This is a genomic window from Protofrankia sp. CiP3 (assembly GCF_917627345.1).
Taxonomy (GTDB): Bacteria; Actinomycetota; Actinomycetes; order Frankiales; family Frankiaceae; genus Protofrankia.
This window is the reverse complement of record NZ_CAKJTM010000060.1, coordinates 1-15,622: the sequence shown is the minus strand read 5'-3', so window position 1 is coordinate 15,622 and position 15,622 is coordinate 1. Positions and strand designations below refer to the sequence as shown.

16 protein-coding genes and 1 pseudogene are annotated in these 15,622 nt (G+C 69.3%); 6 read left to right on the top strand and 11 right to left on the bottom strand.

Annotated elements, in window-relative coordinates; translation table 11 throughout:
* The first annotated feature begins 79 nt into the window (after positions 1 to 79).
* Positions 80 to 367, top strand: coding sequence for a CopG family transcriptional regulator (locus MJ797_RS18250; protein ID WP_239336637.1), 288 nt, complete (start codon positions 80 to 82; stop codon positions 365 to 367).
* Positions 367 to 762 carry a PIN domain-containing protein gene (locus MJ797_RS18245; RefSeq protein ID WP_239336636.1) on the top strand — a complete coding sequence of 132 codons (396 nt, stop codon included), beginning with the start codon at positions 367 to 369 and terminating at the stop codon, positions 760 to 762. Before MJ797_RS18250 ends, MJ797_RS18245 begins: the two co-directional genes overlap by 1 nt.
* Positions 763 to 1,032: 270 nt before the next feature.
* On the opposite strand, the gene MJ797_RS18240 is transcribed toward MJ797_RS18245, so the two are convergent.
* The 6 genes from MJ797_RS18240 to MJ797_RS18215 all read right to left on the bottom strand — a co-directional run bounded on the left by MJ797_RS18240 (position 1,033) and on the right by MJ797_RS18215 (position 8,898).
* Complete coding sequence (locus tag MJ797_RS18240; RefSeq protein ID WP_239336635.1) at positions 1,033 to 1,425, bottom strand: DUF5615 family PIN-like protein; 393 nt, start codon at positions 1,423 to 1,425, stop codon at positions 1,033 to 1,035.
* Complete coding sequence (locus tag MJ797_RS18235) at positions 1,422 to 1,844, bottom strand: hypothetical protein (RefSeq protein WP_239309070.1); 423 nt, start codon at positions 1,842 to 1,844, stop codon at positions 1,422 to 1,424. Before MJ797_RS18235 ends, MJ797_RS18240 begins: the two co-directional genes overlap by 4 nt.
* 168 nt (positions 1,845 to 2,012) lie before the next feature.
* A complete protein-coding gene (locus MJ797_RS18230; RefSeq protein WP_239336634.1) occupies positions 2,013 to 4,178 on the bottom strand; it encodes an ATP-binding protein in 2,166 nt (721 codons plus the stop codon).
* Positions 4,179 to 4,189: 11 nt separating this feature from the next.
* Positions 4,190 to 4,975, bottom strand: coding sequence for a DUF4255 domain-containing protein (locus MJ797_RS18225; protein ID WP_239336633.1), 786 nt, complete (start codon positions 4,973 to 4,975; stop codon positions 4,190 to 4,192).
* A 4-nt stretch (positions 4,976 to 4,979) separates the two neighbouring features.
* Entirely contained in the window at positions 4,980 to 8,096 is a 3,117-nt protein-coding gene (locus MJ797_RS18220) for a hypothetical protein (RefSeq protein WP_239336631.1), read from the bottom strand.
* A 178-nt stretch (positions 8,097 to 8,274) separates the two neighbouring features.
* The gene (locus MJ797_RS18215) at positions 8,275 to 8,898 is read right to left on the bottom strand and encodes a response regulator transcription factor (RefSeq protein WP_239336629.1); all 624 of its coding nucleotides are present in this window, start codon (positions 8,896 to 8,898) and stop codon (positions 8,275 to 8,277) included.
* A gap of 244 nt (positions 8,899 to 9,142) precedes the next feature.
* Here MJ797_RS18215 and MJ797_RS18210 point away from each other — a divergent pair, with 244 nt between their 5' ends.
* Entirely contained in the window at positions 9,143 to 10,438 is a 1,296-nt protein-coding gene (locus tag MJ797_RS18210; protein ID WP_239336627.1) for a hypothetical protein, read from the top strand.
* 9 nt (positions 10,439 to 10,447) lie between these two features.
* Here MJ797_RS18210 and MJ797_RS18205 read toward each other — a convergent pair whose 3' ends face one another.
* The 4 genes from MJ797_RS18205 to MJ797_RS18190 all read right to left on the bottom strand — a co-directional run bounded on the left by MJ797_RS18205 (position 10,448) and on the right by MJ797_RS18190 (position 11,838).
* Positions 10,448 to 10,726, bottom strand: a complete 279-nt coding sequence (locus MJ797_RS18205; RefSeq protein WP_239336625.1) for a hypothetical protein — start codon at positions 10,724 to 10,726, stop codon at positions 10,448 to 10,450.
* Positions 10,683 to 10,940 (bottom strand): hypothetical protein, encoded by a 258-nt coding sequence (locus MJ797_RS18200; RefSeq protein ID WP_239336622.1) that lies wholly within the window; start codon positions 10,938 to 10,940, stop codon positions 10,683 to 10,685. Before MJ797_RS18200 ends, MJ797_RS18205 begins: the two co-directional genes overlap by 44 nt.
* 218 nt (positions 10,941 to 11,158) lie before the next feature.
* Positions 11,159 to 11,548, bottom strand: a complete 390-nt coding sequence (locus tag MJ797_RS18195) for a type II toxin-antitoxin system VapC family toxin (protein ID WP_239336619.1) — start codon at positions 11,546 to 11,548, stop codon at positions 11,159 to 11,161.
* On the bottom strand, positions 11,545 to 11,838 hold the full coding sequence (locus MJ797_RS18190; protein ID WP_239336616.1) for a type II toxin-antitoxin system Phd/YefM family antitoxin: 294 nt from the start codon (positions 11,836 to 11,838) through the stop codon (positions 11,545 to 11,547). Before MJ797_RS18190 ends, MJ797_RS18195 begins: the two co-directional genes overlap by 4 nt.
* A 523-nt stretch (positions 11,839 to 12,361) precedes the next feature.
* Between MJ797_RS18190 and MJ797_RS18185 the strand changes: the two genes are divergently transcribed.
* Complete coding sequence (locus MJ797_RS18185; RefSeq protein WP_239336613.1) at positions 12,362 to 13,798, top strand: ATP-binding protein; 1,437 nt, start codon at positions 12,362 to 12,364, stop codon at positions 13,796 to 13,798.
* Between the two features lie 31 nt (positions 13,799 to 13,829).
* Here the strand turns inward: MJ797_RS18185 and MJ797_RS18180 are convergent, their stop codons facing one another.
* Positions 13,830 to 14,114 carry a hypothetical protein gene (locus MJ797_RS18180; protein ID WP_239336610.1) on the bottom strand — a complete coding sequence of 95 codons (285 nt, stop codon included), beginning with the start codon at positions 14,112 to 14,114 and terminating at the stop codon, positions 13,830 to 13,832.
* A 6-nt stretch (positions 14,115 to 14,120) separates the two neighbouring features.
* Between MJ797_RS18180 and MJ797_RS18175 the strand changes: the two genes are divergently transcribed.
* Together MJ797_RS18175 and MJ797_RS18170 are read left to right on the top strand one after the other, a co-directional pair.
* Positions 14,121 to 15,008 carry a hypothetical protein gene (locus MJ797_RS18175; protein ID WP_239336607.1) on the top strand — a complete coding sequence of 296 codons (888 nt, stop codon included), beginning with the start codon at positions 14,121 to 14,123 and terminating at the stop codon, positions 15,006 to 15,008.
* 110 nt (positions 15,009 to 15,118) lie between these two features.
* Positions 15,119 to 15,622 (top strand): annotated as a pseudogene (locus tag MJ797_RS18170) (type IV secretion protein Rhs); the annotation flags it as partial.

Sequence of the window (15,622 nt, the reverse complement as noted above, 5' to 3'; positions counted from 1 at the left end):
AGCGGGCGCGCATACGCGCCGAACTCGCTGTCCAGCACCAGCCGTCTGGCTCGGCACCCCGAATGGTATGGTAAACGGTATGGCAACAAAAAAATATACGGTAACGCTACCCGAGGAACTGGCCGAGGAGATCCGTGCCGAAGTCGGCGCCGGCGGTTTCAGTCGATATGTCACGCAGGCCATGGAGCGGCAGCGGGAACGGGACCACCTGCATGAATTTGTTGGCTGGTGGGAGTCGGAATACGGCGAGGTCACCGGAGAAGAGCTTGCCGGGGCCGAGGCCGAACGTCATGAGATCCAGCGCCGTCATGCCGAACGTAAGGCCCGTCCCATGCCGTCATCGATGCCTGCCCGCACGGCGAGTTGATGCCGGAACTGGTGTATCTCCTGGATAGTGAAGCTCTTGCGCAGGCCGTTCGCGGCGAACGGCGTATGGGCGCGCGACTCAAAGATGCTGACCGCTCCGGGATCCGGGTTGTGACCACCTCCATGACGCTGATCGGGGCCTATCACAAGCGGGTGAACCGCGGTGCTTGGCGGTGGACTCTATCGAAAATTGCGGTGGCGTCCGTGACTCGGGAGATCGCCGATGAGGCCATCGGCCTGCTGGCGGAGGCTGGTCTCCATGGCCATAAATACGCCATTGACGCCGCGCTCGCCGCTGTCGCGCGCAGGGAACACGGTGACGCCGCCGTTTTTACCTCGGACGAGGAGGACATGCGGCTGCTCTGCGGAGATCGGGTCATGGTGGTCAAGGTCTGACGTACGATTGCCGCACGACACGGCAGATCTCTGAGCAGGTGTGCTCCGCATCAAGCGTGCACCGCCCCGGTCAGGTGGGCGTAGCCGTCCCGGACCAGGATACCGGTGAACGCTGGCCAGACCTCCCCGTCGTCGATCGCCTTGGCCGAACGCCCACCGACGTGCATCAGCACAGTTCAGGCAGACAAAATTCTCCTTCACCCGCGTAAGAGCGCCCGGCAATAGGGCGCTCTAAGTCGGCCACTCATACGGATCACGGGGCCCAGTCGCTTACTGTTGTACAGGGAAGAGCCAGTCCTCAATCAGTGGCGGTGCCGGCGGCCCCTTCGCAAGCCATGCATGGATGGCTTCGATGAGTGGACCAGGATTTTGCCGTGAGCGGGGGAAGGTTCGGCTGCTGGCGAAGAGCAAGCCGGCAGCAGCACCGCCGGCCTGTAGGGTCCGAAGCATGATCGGACGAAAATCCTTGACATTCTCGGTCAACAGCCAGCATCGTTCAGCTGCAGCCCAAGCATACAGATCATCGTCCGTCACAGCGCGCAGATCGACCCGCTCAACAACAGCAATAACTGTACGGCCACGCTCACGCAAAACATCGGCGATCTTTGGCGAGAACATTTCATCCAGAGCTAATTCAACTGGTCCCGGCGTCGGCGCACTCATGCAATAAGCCGCTGCCGAATGCGCCACGCATGCTCAGCGCGTGCCGACGCTTCTTCCGCGACCGCAATCTCCGCGTCGATCTCGTCGTGATGGTCACCGTAGTAGCTGATCACACTACTGATCCGGTTGACGTCAACCGCGAACACCTCCGCCGCAGCCGCCACCGCGGCCGGCCCTCGCTCATCGATCTCACGAAGGAACTTGACGACCTCCCAGACATCGGGCCCATACGCCAACGCTGCCCGACGCCCCGAAGGGCCGCCCTTGAAAACGATGCCCGGGTGTTCGGCCATCCGCAGCCCCTCATCGACAAGCCGCTGGGCCAGCGCCGAGGTGTTCGCTCCGGTCTCGGCTACCGCACGTTGCCGCAACCGAGTCAGTAGTCCCGGCTCAAAACGTATGGATAGAGGCGTAGCCACGCACTACAGCGTAGCACATACACTACGGTAGTCTGCGGTCGTGGCTCAGCTTCCTCGGGTAGCGGTGCTCGGCCCCGGGCCTGTCGAGGGGGTGGACCTGACGTTGGGCGCTGTCTACGAGAGCGGGACCGTTCCACTCCCCAGCGTTGCCAGGAAAGGACACAGGCATCAGGCGAGCGGGCGCGCATACGCGCCGAACTCGCTGTCCAGCACCAGCCGGCCGAGCTTGCGGTACTCGCGTTGCACGGCGGCCACCAGGTGGTCGGTCGTGACCGCCCGCCCGGACTCGGCGGCCAGGTACGCGGCGGTCACCACGCAGGCCCGGATGCTGCCGCCGGCCAGCTCGAAGCTGCGGGCACAGAAGTCCAGGTCGAGGTCGCCGCCACGGGGCAGCGTGGGGCCCAGACAGTGGTCCCACAGGGCGTGCCGCTGTGCCTCGTCGGGCATCAGGAAGTCGACGATGACGTCGAGCCGCCGGGTGAAGGCGTCGTCCAGGTTCGCGCGCAGGTTCGTGGTGAGGATCGCGATCCCGTCGAAGGACTCCATCCGCTGCAGCAGGTAAGCGCTCTCCATGTTGGCGTACCGGTCATGAGCGTCCCTGACCTCGGAGCGCTTGCCGAAGATCGCGTCGGCTTCGTCGAACAGCAGGACTCCGTTGACACCATCCGCTTCGGTGAAGATGCGTTCCAGGTTCTTCTCGGTCTGCCCCACGTACTTGTCGACCACCGTGGACAGATCCACCACATACAGGTCAAGGCCCAGGTCAGCGGCGACAACCTCGGCCGACATCGTCTTGCCGGTACCCGAGTCACCGGCGAACAGCGCCGTCACGCCATGGCCGCGACCGCCACCCGGGCGCATCCGCCACCCGCCGAGCACCCGGTCCCGGTGGCGGACCCGGCTGGCCAGCTCGTCCAGCTGGGCGACGACCAGCTTCGGCAGAACCAGGTCGGCCCAGCCGACCGCCGGTTCGACGCGGCGGGCGAGCTTCTCCAGCCCGGCCGCGTTCTGCGAGCGGACCCCGGCGCGCAGGTGTGCCGCGCCGACCGGAACCGCGCCGTCACCGCCGCCCCCGGTGGTGGCATCCATCAGCGCCTGCTGGTGGGCTGCTTCGGCGGCCCGCCGCACCTGCTCCGGGGTCAACAGGTACGGGGCCAGCTCGCGGGCGGGATCGAGGCCGCCGGCCAGGACGGCGGGACGGTCACCGAACTCGGCCCGCCACAGCCGGGCCCGGTCTGCCGCGTCCATCGGCTCGGCGGTGACCAGGAGCGGGGAGCGCTCGCCCCAGTACGGATCCCAGTCGACCCGGCCGGTGAGCAGGACGGGCACGGGCAGCGCGGTCAGCCGGCGCAGCAGTCTGCGGTGGCCGGGCGTGCCCACCGGGTCGAGCGCGTCCACCGGGCCGGTGACGATGCCGCCGCCCCGCAGCCGAGCCTCGCGTGCCGCCGTGACCAGCACGTCGTCGGGTGCCGGATCGGCGGCCACAGCGTCCAGGTCCAGTCGCAGCACGCACCTGCCGAGCGCAGCGAGCGCAGCCGCGGCCAGTGCGTCGGCGGCGCCGCCGGGCCGCTCGCGCAGGTACGCCAGTCGCACACCAGCACGGAGGGCGGTCGCGATCCGGGCAGCGGAGGCGGGCCGCCACCCCGGGACGGCCGAGTCCTGCCGCAGCAGCACGGCAAGCCGCGCATCCCCGGTGTCGTCGCCGAGAAGGTGGCTGGTGACCCGGTCGGGTACCCGCAGCGTTCGGGACAGCCACGGCCGCTCTTCCTCCTCGACCCGCATCAGCCCACCGGCCAGCAACGGCGCGGATGGGGCGAACCGGCCCCGCGGCCCGGCTGTGGCGGGGGACAGCCCGCACAGTGCCAGCGCCAGGCCGGTCGTCGGCCGCCGCCGGGTCACATCGTCGTTGAGGTAGCCGTACAGCCGCTCGAACCGCGCGTCGAGGTCCGGAAGCAGAGCGACCAGGAGCAGTTCGACGTCAAGCGGGGCAAGGCCGAAGTCGCGGGCGAGCCGGCGCAGTCGCGGCTCGGCACCGTCCTGCCCGGCACGGTCAGCGAGCGCCTCGATGCCGGCGAGCTGGTCGGCGTCGACATCGTCGGGGAACGGTGCCGGCGCAGGGCCGTCCAGCAGCCGCCGCGCGGTCTCGTCCGATACATACAGGCCCCGGAAGGTGTCGTCGGGGTCGGGATCGGTCTGGCGGCGGGCGGCCACGGCCCGCCGGACCCGCTGTTCGACCAGGCCGAGCCGGGCGAGCAGATACGCCCGGCTGCTCTGCCCGGCGTCGGGCAGCGGGTCCGGCGCGGCGTCGGGCGCCGTGTGTGGGCCGGCGCGCACACCGGCGCCCGTCACCGCCGCCGGCCAGAGATCGGGAAGCCCGGGTCATGAGTGTCGCGGCGGTCCTGGGGTGTGCCCCGGGTGCGGCGCGTGCCGACGGTCGCCAGCGGCCCCCGGGAGTCCGGGTCGCGGCTGTCCGGGTCGCGGGTGTCCGAGCCCTGGCCATCCGTGATGTTCCCTCCGGCGACCGGGTCGGTGTAACGCAGCGCGCTGGTCTCCTCGCGGCCGCCGTCGGAGTCGGCGATCTGCAGCCGCATGCCGTCAACGACCACCGGGTCGGCCAGCACCCGCTTCGCTGACAGCGGCGCGACCACGACGAGATCCAGGGAGGGTTTGAGTTCGCCGCCGAGCGCACTCCACACGTCGGCGAGCGCCCGGTCCGGTACGGGCACGGCGATAGTCATGGGAATGGTCAGGCCGAGCGCCGCGAGCGAGCCGGCCAGCCGCTCCGCCGGCAGGGCATCCTGCTGGATCAGGCTGGCGAGCAGGACGGACAGGAGCCGGTGCTCATCCTGGGTCCGGCTGGTCCACGCGGTCACTATGTACGACAGAGTGTAGAAACGCGGCGGGTCATGCCGCGCCACCGTGACGCCCTGTTCGTCGTACTCGGTGATGCTGCCCTGCCGCCGCCGGGCCATGTCCTCGCAGATGTCGTACAGGAACAGGTTGACCGTCGGGGCGTTGCGCCGGGCGGCCCACTCCCTGGTGGGCGCGTCGAAGGTCACCTCCACCCCACTGCCGGCCAGCACTTCGTCGCTGACGAGCCCGCGCAGGGCCTCGTCTATCTCATGGATCATCGCGTCACCACCGCCGGTCGACGTGGCCCGGGGGCTGCTGCGCCGGCAGGACCACCCGGTATGGCGTGGTCACCGGGGAGAAGCCGGCGCCGGACGCGACCGCCAGCCGGGGCCCGAGGCGGTCCTTGCGCAGGACCAGAAGCTGCGCGATGAACCTTCCGTCCGGGCCGGGTACGGTCGGCGTCGCGGCCGCCGTGATGCCGACGTCCCAGACCAGCTTCACCGATACGCCGGGAGGGAAGTCGGTACCGCGTATTGACGTGACGAAACCGGGCGGACCGATCGCCGGCACGGCGACGATACGCGGCTGCAGGACCCGTAGCGGGGCCGTGGCGGTGTCGTTGGCCTGGTCGGCGTTGGTACCGGTGGTGGTGACCGTGCCAGCCACAGCCGTGGACAGGGCCGCGTCCGGCGCCAGTCCGATCGTCACGCTCGCCGCACCGCCAGGTGCCAGGTCAGGGACCGGGCACCCGGTGTCCGCGGCGCAGCCCGGCGCCGGGGCGGCCACCGGGATACCGGCCGGCAGTTGCGGGCGCAGCCGCAGGCCGGTCGCGGGCTGGCCACCGGCGTTGCGGACCGTGTAGGTCACGGTTGCGGTTCCACCGACGTAGGCCGGGGTGGGCGTGACCGACACGGTCAGCGACGGGTCGGCCGGCACCGACGGTGCCGCGGCGATCACCTCGATCTGCATGCCGGCGCGGTTGTCGGCCGGATTGGCGTCGGCCACCCCACCGCCGACCGACCAGCTGACCGGGAACGTACCGGTGGCCACACCGGTCAGCTCGACACGCACCGTCACCGTCCGCCCGACGCCGATGGCCTCCAGATCACAGCTGGTCGGCGTGAGCGTGCAGGTGCCCTGCTCCGTTACCAGGCCGGTGACCTGCAGCCCGGACGGCACCGTGAGGTCGAGCCGGGTCCCCGGCATGGGGCTGGGCCCGCGGTCGGTGACCGACAGCGTGAACGCCGTCCGGCCGCCGACCGTCGTGGCGGCCGGTGGGGTCAGCAGCGCCGTGGACACGTCGACCGACCGCTGCCAGGCCGGCTCCTTCTGCCGCCCAGGCAGGTCCTGGGTGAGCGCTTCGATATGGCCGGTGCGGACGTCGTAGACATCCAACGCCTCCGGTGCGTTGCCGTCGCGCCCCCGGCGGGCGGTGAAGACGAGCCGCTGCCCATCCGGCGCCCAGGACACGTCACGGGGCTGGAACGGCCCGGCCGGCTGGGCAGGGACCGGCGCCGCGCAGGACGCGCCCGACGCGGGCATGAGAAGCCGGCAGTTCGTACCGTCCACATTGGTCAGGACCAGCCCGTCGGTGACCCGGTTGAACGCGAGCCGCTCCCCGTCCGGGGCGAAGGCGGCACTGTCGTCGACGACGTTGCAGTCGGTACCGCACACCGTGCTGGTCAGGTCGCGCTGGTCGAGGCCATCGGCGGCGTTCGCGGTCCAGATGTGTGTGCGGCTGGCGGCATCGGTATAGCGGCCACGGGTGAACGCCAGCAGGGCGCCATCGGGTGACCAGGCGGGCTGCGTGTCGTCCAGCCCGGCGAATTCCGACGGTGTCGGCAGCTGGAGCAGCAGGTCACCGGTGGCCACATCGGCCACGATGATCCGTGCCCGGGCGCCGGACGTGGTGCGCACCAGAGCGATGCGGCTGCCGTCCGGTGACCACGCCGGATCGATCTCCATATCTCCGGGTCCGCGGTCGGCCAGCGGCAGCAGCCGCGGGGCGGTGCCGTCGGCGTTGACCAGCCAGACGCGTACGACCCGGCGGCCGGCGACCGTCTCGAACCGGGTGACCGCGATCTGGCGCCCGTCCGGCGAGTACACCTGGCGCTCGGTCCACGGGTCGCCGTCGGTCGGCTGGAAGAGGAACCGTGCGTCCTGTTCCGCCTTGGGATCCTCGCGCAGGATCGGCAGGCGCAGATCGCGTGGGTCGGTGCCGTCGGGGCGGATGTCCTGCAGCGTCACGGTGTGCCAGTCGGGGGCGCTGTCCCGGGTCACCAGCAGCGACGGCGTATGGCTGCCGGTTGGCGTGTACCAGGTCGGCAGGTTGACCTGACGGTCCTCGGCGAGACGGAGCTCCGCCTGGCAGTCGCAGGGGCTGTCGCGGGGCGCGGCGGTGTAGACGAGATCGATGCCGCCCAGCGGTCCGCCTCCGGGTGGTCCGCCGCTGGGTGGTCCGCCTCCGGGTGGTCCGCCGCTGGGCGACCAACTCGGTTCGTGGCCCTGTCCGGTCGCAGGCGGCGGGGTGCGGCTCATGAACGCTAGCGTTCCGCCATCGGGTGACCAACTCGGCTCGCGGCTCTGCCAGTTCGCAGGCAACAGCAGGCGGTCCCCGGTTCCGGTCGCCGTCAACAGGTGGATCTTCTGCTCGGTGTCGTGACCCGGATCGCAGGTGTACGCGAGGCGGTCATGCTCCGGGTTCGGGTCCCACGCCGGTTGGCCAGCACCCGTGGGCTGGTTGGTCACCTGGGTGATGTCGCCGCCAGCGGCCGGTATCCGGTACACCTGCGGCGTGTCGCCGCCCCGGCGGCCTTCGAACGCGAGGGCCGCGCCGTCAGGTGACCAGGTGGGCCAGGTGTTGTCACCGGTACTGTCGGTAACTCGACGTAACCCCGTGCCGTCCACGCCGATCACGAAGATGTCATGGCCTGTGCCGTTGCGGCCGGCAGCGGCGGCAAACGCGACCAGGGTGCCGTCCGGGGAGACGGCCGGGTGCTCCTCGGCGGAGGTGTTGGTCGTGAGCCGAGTCACCGGTCCGTCGCCGCGGCGCAGGTACACCTCGCCGGTGGCCGTGTCACGCCGGCTCACCCAGGTCACCGTGTCGCCCCGGGCGGATGCCTGATCGTCGTAGTGGTCCGGGCCGACCGGGAAGAACGACACGGAGACGGCTCCCGCGCCCTGACCGTCAACCCTGCCGATGCTGCGGTGCTTGGTGCCGGCGTAGGCGATGCGTTCCTCGGCGACGGGCGCCGTGTGCGGCACCGGCGGACCCTCCAGCGGGTCATGCGATGGGGCCGCGGACGCGGCCAAGCCGGAGACGATGAGCACGACCGACGTCGCTGCGGCCGCCATGGTGGGCATTCGAGTCTTGCGTCGCAACCGGACCTCGACAGGCATGCGGCGGGATTGGGGACGACTGTGCGGCACGATGTCGGCGTCTGTGCCGAAACGACGACTAGCGGGCCACGTGCGGGCCCGTTCATTGTGGGCGTGCCCGGCCGGAGCATCAGCGGCCGGACGGGCACAGCCCCGGGCATGCCGGGTTGTCCATTCGGGCAACCCGGCCGGAGCGCTGTCAGAGCAGGCCGTGGCGCAGCGCGTACGCTACCGCATGCGTACGGTTGCGTAGTTGCAGCCGGGTGGTGACGTCGTGCAGCACGTTCTTGACCGTGCGCTCGGAATACGACAGCTTGTCGGCGATCTCACGGTTCTCGAAGCCGTCCGCCACCAGACGCAACACTTCGATCTCGCGAGCGGTCAGACCGAGTAACGTCAGGCCCCGCGGATTGAGCACCTGGCGCTGCAGCCGACCCATCTGGTCCAGTAACCGGCCCAGCAGGTCGGCGGGCATCGCGCCCTCTCCCCGTACCGCCGAGGAGATCGCATCGACAACCCGCTCAGGGGTCGCCTCGCCGCGGCGGACAACGCCGACAACCCCGCACTCGACCACCGTGGACAGATCAGCTTCATCGATCTTCGCCGGGACGAGCACGAGCTTCGCCGAGACCATCCGGTGCAGCCAACGCAGCGCGCGAGCGGCCTCCTCGTCGAGGCTGTCCGTGACGACCAGTACAACGGCGGCGTTGTGCTCCTCCCCAGGTTCGAGTACGAGCAGTTCCGGGCGGGTGCGGATCTGACTCACCATGCCCAGCCGTGAGATCGCGTCTTCGGTGTGGACGCAGACCGGCACACGGTCCATCTGTAGGCCTCCCATCAGCAGTGCCGTCAAGGACACCTGTTCCGTATGTCGCTGACGCGTCGAGATCCGCAGGTCGGGGCCGACTGTCTGGCGGCGTGCGCCGGATCGGGCGTACGCGGGTCTATAGTCCGTCCGCACACGCTTCGCGTGCACGTAAAAGGGGCCAATCGGGCAATAAATCCGCCCGCGACGGTTCCCGCACGGCGGGTGGCGGTGGGGCTGCGGGTGTCTACCGTTGACCTCCATGAGCGCATCGGCCAGTCTGGCTCGCCTCTCGGTCGCCGTCATGCCCGGTGGCGAGGCACAGGTCCCGATCACCGTCCGCAACACGGTCGACATCGTCGAGGCGTACCGGTTCGACATCGTCGGTGTACCGGTGGAGTGGGTAAGCATCGATCCGCCAACGCTGTCGCTGTACCCGGGTACGGCGGAGACGGTAACGATCACCTTCCGGCCCCCGCGCTCGTCACAGGTCCCAGCCGGCGACATGCCGTTCGGGATCCGTGTGATCCCATCGGAATACCCCGACACATCCGTGGAGGAAGGCACCCTCACCCTCCTGCCGTTCTCACAGCTCTCGGCGGATCTGCGGCCTCAGGTGCACTCCGGTCGCAGCCGGGCCCGGTACCGCCTTGAGACGGAGAACCTCGGCAACCGGACCGAGGACCTCGACTTCAGCGCCAGCGACAGCGCTGAGCAGCTCAAGCTCACGCTCCGGCCGGCTACGGCGGTCGTGGATCCGGGCGGGCTGTTCGACGGGGTCGTCGTGGCGCGGGCCAAGCGGCTGCTGTGGCGCGGCGAGCCCCGGCGCATGCCGTTCCAGAGCCAGGTCAGGGGCGAGGGCGATGCCGTCGTCACTCTCAGCGGTACGTTCATCCAGCAGCCGGTCCTGTCCGCGTGGCTGCTCAAGCTGTTGGCGCTGCTATTGGCGCTGCTGTTGGCCCTGATCGCGTTGTGGTTCGGTCTGCTCCGGCCGACAGTGCGCTCGGCCGCCCGGGAAGCGGCTGATGGCAAGGTCCAGGAGGCCGCAAACCGGGCGACACAGGCTGCGGTGGACCGGCAACAGCCGCAGGACGGTGCACCACCGCCACAGGCACCGAAGCCGGCATCCGAGCCATCGCCCGGCACCGTCACGAAGGGGCCCAGCAACGCACAGCTCACCGATGCCGCAGACCAGTTCTCCGTATCCCTCCCGCTATCCTCCCCGCTCCGAACCAAGATCGGCGTCCCAGCCGAGGAGAGCTTCGTCGTACCCGACGGCAAGATCTTCCTGCTCACCGATTACCTCGCCGCCAATCCCCAGGGTGACGAGGGCACGCTGACCGTGAGGGTCAACAACATGTTGGTGGTCCCGTACGCGCTGGAGAACTTCCGCGACCAGGACTACCACTCGGTCACACCGATCCGGGTACCCGCCAAAGGCCGGGTGACCATGACAGTAATCTGCCGCAAGGTCGGCACTCCGCCAAACGCCCCCCCGCCCACGACGTGCTCGGAGTCGCTCTACCTCAACGGCCTGATGGCGGACGCCCCCCGCTGACGGGTGCGCTCAGGCCGACTCTCGGAGGACCCGGCGGACGATCTCCTCCACCCGGGACTCGGTCATGACGGGTTCCCCGGGTTCCCCGACCGCGCGGACCAGGACTCGGCGCACATAGGCCGATGTCGGGAGCTTCTCAGCCGCCGCACGTGCCCGCAGCGCCTCGGCGAGCGTGGCAGGAACGCGCACCGAGACGACGGCCTGCTGGTTCTCAATCGCCTCGGCCTCAGCTGCCTCGGTCTCCTCAACGGCGTATTCCGCCCGGATCGCCGCCCGTCGCGCTCGCACCGCATGACTGGTCATTGTGCGTTTCAGCCCCTTCGAGGTAGGCCCGCAGGTCCGCACCACGGGTCTTCCAGGCTGTGATGCCGGCGTTGTCAACCGAATCGACGACTACCGTCAGCACGAATCCGGCGCTCGGCGAGTAGCCGATCAGCCGGATCGCGCCCAGCGCACTCTTCGGATCATGACCGCGGACGATCCAGCGCGGGTCCCTGGTCACCTCGATGGTCCAGACAGGCTCGATGTCCGTTGCGCCAGCGTAACGCTCGGAGCGACGCCTGATGTAGCCGGCGTCCTCGTCAGTCCACCAGCCCTTCGAGCACAACTTACATTGTCACACATCCGCCACCGTGTCGGCCGGCCGTGGGGCGCCAACACGGGGCCACGGCCACCGACCTAGGGTGGGTTCAGAAGACGGAGAAGCCAACACAGTTGTCGTCAGGTCGGTGAGGCAACGGGCAGACAGCGTGCGCGGGCAGCTTCGGTCAACCGCTTGTCGTAGGCTACGAACCAGGTCAGTGTGGGTGCAAGGTTCTCGGCGGTGGCGAGGTGGATTGCGTCGAGGCTGCGCAACATCGCGCCCGGCAGCGTAGCGGCCGCGTCCAGGATCGCCTCTGTGATCGGCTTCTGGTGCACCACGGTGAGCACCGCGCGCAGCACTGGCAGGGCTGCCGGTTCCGTGCGGATGAGTGCTCTGGCGGCTTCGGTCCGCGCCAGCGCGGACGCGGTCAGCGGTTTCGGATTCGCCGCCAGCCACGCACGCAACGCGTCGGTCTCGGATTCCTGGCGAGCCAGCTTGACGATCGCCGAGCTGTCCAGGTAGATCATATGTGATCTTCACGGAGTTTGGACACGACATCGGCGGTGTCGCTGTCATGGGTCGCGACGGCCGGTCTGATCGCCAGCAGCGCCGCGATGCCTCCCGGGTTGCTCGCCGGTGTCAGTTGGCCCGCACGGATAAGTTCGTCAACTGCCGGATCGCCGGTGTTGGGCAGTGGGAGGAGCATCGCGATCGGCCGGTCATGCTCGGTAATGATTACGGTTTCCCCGGCTGCGGCTCGATGGATCACCTTGGAGGTATGCCGAGTTACGTCCCGGATCCCCATCATTATTGTCATGACAAAATGTTAGCACGATCGGCTCGGGGGGCGCCGCTGGGCAGACCAGGACCTCTCACCAACGATCTATCCCGCGGCCCTGACGGCTACCTGGCCGTTACCCCGAGGGCAGCGCTCAGGAGGGTCGGCGGTGGGTGCCCGCTGGCGTCATCAGGGATGTATGTGGAGGGAAACCCCTATGATCACTAAAGATTTTGTGCTGGGTTCGCCGTACTGACTCGATCTTGCTGTTCCGGATATCGCTGCGGCAGCGGGCTTCTACCGGGCGGTGTTCGCGCCGCTGGCGGGGCGCCACGTGACCATCGACGCCGACCGCTTCACCAACGCGTGGCTCGACCTTCGTGCCCGGGTGCGTGCCGCTCTTCCCCGCGTCCGCTGACGGGGGCGCGCCAGGCCCACAAACCCACGCGGCTGAGCCCGCCGGGGCGGGGGGCGCCGCTGTCCTGTCGAGAAACTTCCGTGTGATACCCCGAGGAATGTGCGATTCTTCAGGGTGCCACACGGAGGAATGTAGACTAAGCGCATGGGAACGAAGATCGGTCTGGTTGCCCAGGAGCTGGCCCGTACGAATCCATGGTGGCGGACCGCCGAGTGGGTGGCGACGGATCCGGACCTGCGCGCGGTGCGCGACACCGGTCTCGGGTACCGGTCACCATGCCTGGACGGGCTGGTCGAAGGAGGTCTCTACCTGCTGCGGGGACCTCGCCGGGTGGGCAAGACAGTGGCCGTGAAGCAGACCATCGTCGATCTGGCCAGGCGTGGGACACCGCCGCAGGCAGTCGTGCGGATCGCAGCGGACGCCTGGTCGGCGGAGGACCTGCGGACGGTCGTCCAGAACACCGCGCTTCCGCCGGTGCCGTTCGGCACAGCACGGTGGTGGCTGTTCGACGAGATCACTGGGACGACCGGTGACTGGGCAGCGCAGATCAAGTGGTTGCGCGACAACGACCCCGAGTTCGCGCTGGCCACCGTGGTGCTGACCGGGTCGAACGCGGCCGGGCTGACCGCAGCCTCGGGCGTACTCGCCGGCCGACGCGGGCGGATCGACCATGGCGACCGCACCTTGCTGCCGCTGGGGTTCCGGACCTTCGCACGGCTGCTGCGGCCGCATCTGCCGGACACGCCCCCTGTCGGCCTCGCTTACCTGCGTGGAGATGCGACCCGCAGGACATACGCCGAGCTGCTGCCCTGGCTGGACGATCTGGTGATCGCCTGGGAGACCTATCTGATGTACGGCGGCTTCCCGATTGCCGTGGCGGCGGCCCGTGCCGGTGAACCGGTGCCCGCCTGGTTCGTCGACGACGTCTTCAACGTCGTGTTCCGGGACGCCTTCTCGGCGTCCCAGCTCAGCCAGACCAGCACCGCAGCCCTGCTGGAACGACTCATGTGGTCAATGGCGGCCCCCGCCAACATGAGCAGGATCGGCGCCGATCTGGATCTCAAACAGGACGTGGTGGCTCGCCACATCCGTTATCTTGGCGACGCCTACCTGCTCTGGCACTGCCCGCAGAAGGCCGAACGTGCCTGGACGGCCCGGGAGCGCGCTCAGGACAAGCTGTACGCGATCGACCCGCTGGTCGCACGGCTGGCTCACCTACGCAACCCCGCCCGATCCGACATCGACCTCACCGTGCTCGCCGAGATGCAGACCGGCTTGGCCCTGCAGCGCTGCGCCCACGGAGCCGGGGCCGGGGCCGGGGCCGGATGGGCCGAAGACCTGTTTTTGTTCCACCTGCGTACCTCGTCCCGCAAAGAGATCGACTTCGTCGCCGAGCAACTCGCCGGTACAGCGGTGGAGAGCAAGTACGTTGAGGGAGGCACCTGGCGAAGCGCGAGCGCCACCATCAGCGCAGCTGGCCACGGCGGCATCCTGGTCACCCGCAATGTCCTAGACACCCGGGAGGAAAACGGGGCCTGGGCGGTACCCGCGGGAATCCTCTGCTATCTGATCGACACCTGAAATCCCTTTACCTCGTCTTGCGGACACCCGATCAGGCGTCCTGTCCACGTGATTCGCGCGCGTGCAGGACCTCGGTGTAGGGGCCGAACTCGTCGGGAAGGCAGAGGCGGCCGAGTTTGCGGTATTCCAGGCTGATCGCCGTCACCAGGTCGCGCATGCCCACCAGCCGGCCGTTCGCCGCGCCGAGGTAGGCGGCGGTGACGACCGCGTTGCGGATGTCACCACCGGCCATACCGGTGCGACCGGCGGAACCGGAGCAGAATCCGAAGCGACCCGGCGATTCCTGGACGCGGCGCTCCGGCAGGCCGGTGACCACTACGTCTTGGGCGCGGAAGTGAGCCTCGACGACCCCGACCCGGCTGCCTTCGACTGCTCCGAGCTGACCCAGTGGGCTGCCCACCAGGCAGGCCACGACATCCCAGACGGTGCCTGGGCGCAGTATTCAACTCTGCGCGGTGCGGGCATGGAAATCCCCGTCGAGCAGGCGCTGCGCACCCCCGGCGCATTGTTGTTCCAGTTCTCCGACGACGCGGGCCGCGGCCCCGGCGAGCCAGCCAGCGCGCACGTCGCGATCAGCTGCGGGACCGACTCCGACGCGGACAGCCTCACCGATGCGCTCGAAGCGCGGCTCGGGACCGACCCCGCCAGCGTCGACTCCGACGACGACGCCCTGTCGGACGCCTACGAGATCCTGCGCTTACACACCAGCCCGTTGTCCGCCGACACCGACGGTGACGGGATAGCGGATTCCATCGAACTGGCGCTGGGGACGAACCCGGGTGATCCAGACACGGCCCACGCCGGCCGGCTTGACGGCGCAACTGGCGATGCGGCCACCACGGACAGCGACGGCGATGGTCTGACCGACGCCCTGGAACGGGTACTCGGCAGCGGGCCGGACAACGCCGATGCCGACGGTGACGGTGTGGCCGACGGAGCCGAGCACCTCAACCTCCTCAACCTCCTCGACCCGTCCGACCCGCATGGTCTGCATGGTCTGCCCGATCCGCTCGCCGGATCGGGCACCGCGCACGTTGGCGCGCTGGCCGGCACCCACCCGGGTAGCCCCCTACCGGGCCCGCCCGGCGCCCAGCTCAGCGGTCACCTTAGCGACGATCATCTCGGCAGCGGCCATCTCGACGACCACTCGGCTCCCGGCACGGAGACAGATCTGCCAGGTGATGCCGGACCGCACCTGCCAGCCCTGTAGACGATCACTGGCCTACGCGGTGCCCTCACGGCTCCTCCCGCCGGGTCTGGCTATCATGACTGCCGGCCGAACAGGACCATAAGGATGTAGAGGAGACAAAGGGGGCGGCGGTGGGCGACTGGGGTGTGCTGGAGCTGGATGGTGATCCGGCCCCGGGTGACCCGGACGCGGTACGGGCCTTGGCGGCCCGGCTGCATGGCCAGGCCGAGCTCGCGGAGACCACCACCGCCCGGTTGCGTGCGATCGCGGGTAACGGTGCCGGCGGGGATCTGCGGATGGCCGGGGACTACGCCCCGCGGTTCACCGAGGCCCTCGCTGAGCTGCCTGGCGAGCTGGCCAGGCTCGCGCGTGCCTACCGGGGCTGCGGGGACGCGCTGTCGACCTACGCGACCAGTCTGACCGAGGCGCAGACCCGTGCGGGTGGCGCGTTACGGCAGGGTGTGGATGCTGATGATCGGTATCAGGCGGCGGTGTGTGCGGTCCGGGCGCTGTTGCCCCCGGACCGGGAGGTGTTGTTGTGGCCGCGGGCCGAGCTCACGGATCCTTCGATCAGTGCGGCGACCGCGACGTGGGAGGCGCAGGATCTCGCCGGGCAGGTCCGGGCGGCCGCGGGA

Bases quoted from the DNA above. Each gene is read 5' to 3' on its own strand.
- MJ797_RS18250 (WP_239336637.1), top strand. From the start codon at position 80: ATGGCAACAAAAAAATATACGGTAACGCTACCCGAGGAACTGGCCGAG.
- MJ797_RS18245 (WP_239336636.1), top strand. From the start codon at position 367: ATGCCGGAACTGGTGTATCTCCTGGATAGTGAAGCTCTTGCGCAGGCC.
- MJ797_RS18240 (WP_239336635.1), bottom strand. From the start codon at position 1,425: ATGAGTGCGCCGACGCCGGGACCAGTTGAATTAGCTCTGGATGAAATG.
- MJ797_RS18225 (WP_239336633.1), bottom strand. From the start codon at position 4,975: ATGATCCATGAGATAGACGAGGCCCTGCGCGGGCTCGTCAGCGACGAA.
- MJ797_RS18220 (WP_239336631.1), bottom strand. From the start codon at position 8,096: ATGCCTGTCGAGGTCCGGTTGCGACGCAAGACTCGAATGCCCACCATG.
- MJ797_RS18215 (WP_239336629.1), bottom strand. From the start codon at position 8,898: ATGGACCGTGTGCCGGTCTGCGTCCACACCGAAGACGCGATCTCACGG.
- MJ797_RS18210 (WP_239336627.1), top strand. From the start codon at position 9,143: ATGAGCGCATCGGCCAGTCTGGCTCGCCTCTCGGTCGCCGTCATGCCC.
- MJ797_RS18195 (WP_239336619.1), bottom strand. From the start codon at position 11,548: ATGATCTACCTGGACAGCTCGGCGATCGTCAAGCTGGCTCGCCAGGAA.
- MJ797_RS18190 (WP_239336616.1), bottom strand. From the start codon at position 11,838: ATGACAATAATGATGGGGATCCGGGACGTAACTCGGCATACCTCCAAG.
- MJ797_RS18185 (WP_239336613.1), top strand. From the start codon at position 12,362: ATGGGAACGAAGATCGGTCTGGTTGCCCAGGAGCTGGCCCGTACGAAT.